The sequence below is a fragment of the Neisseria sp. P0021.S007 genome (assembly GCF_051956855.1).
Window position 1 is genome coordinate 1 of the sequence record NZ_JBQCXA010000509.1, and the last position, 700, is coordinate 700.

A 700-nucleotide genomic window follows, 5' to 3' on the forward strand; every position below is an offset into this window, starting at 1 on the left:
CTGAAAACCTGCGGACGCTCAATCCGAAAGATGTTCATGTTGCAGTCGATTCATAAAGGATAGGAATACAGATGGAACAATTAAATTTATACGAAATCTTGGGTGTATCTCAGGATGCTGATATCAGCGTTATCCGCGAGGCTTACGGTAAATTGGTTGCCAATCCGGATATTCAGAAAGATGCGGAGCGTTTCAAAGCCATCGGACAGGCGTTTGAAGTATTGTCTCATCCGGAAAAACGTCTGGCTTATGATGCGGCGATGCAGTACGAGCGTCAGGAAGTCAAAGAAAACAGCTTCAATGATACGGCGGCCAATCATACGGCAAACTATAATACAGGGAACAATAATACGGGGGGCAATATGGTCAATACGTCCAAATCCGAAGTGAAAAACTATGTTTTTATTGCCTATGTGACATATGCCTTGGGCTTGTTTATTTGGTTTACACCCGTCGTCGGTGTGATTTTGGCGTTTATCAAACGCGATGAAGCGCAAGGCAGCATTTACGCCAGCCATATTGATTATCTGATTAAGACATTTTGGGTGTCTTTGATTGGTATGGTTTTAGGGATGCTGACCATACTTATCTTAATCGGTTGGCTGATTTTGGCGGCAACCGGTGTTTGGCTCATTTATCGTGTAGTCGTCGGATTGATTAAACTGAATGAAGATAAGCCTGTTTCTAATCAAGGATGGTT

The 700-nt window shown here is 43.0% G+C and carries 1 protein-coding gene; it reads left to right on the forward strand.

Features of this window, described 5'->3' with window-relative positions; all coding sequences use genetic code 11:
- Positions 1-71 precede the first annotated feature (71 nt).
- A partial coding sequence (locus tag ACTHUR_RS14300; protein WP_440399224.1) for a DnaJ domain-containing protein occupies positions 72-700 on the forward strand: 629 nt, incomplete at its 3' end.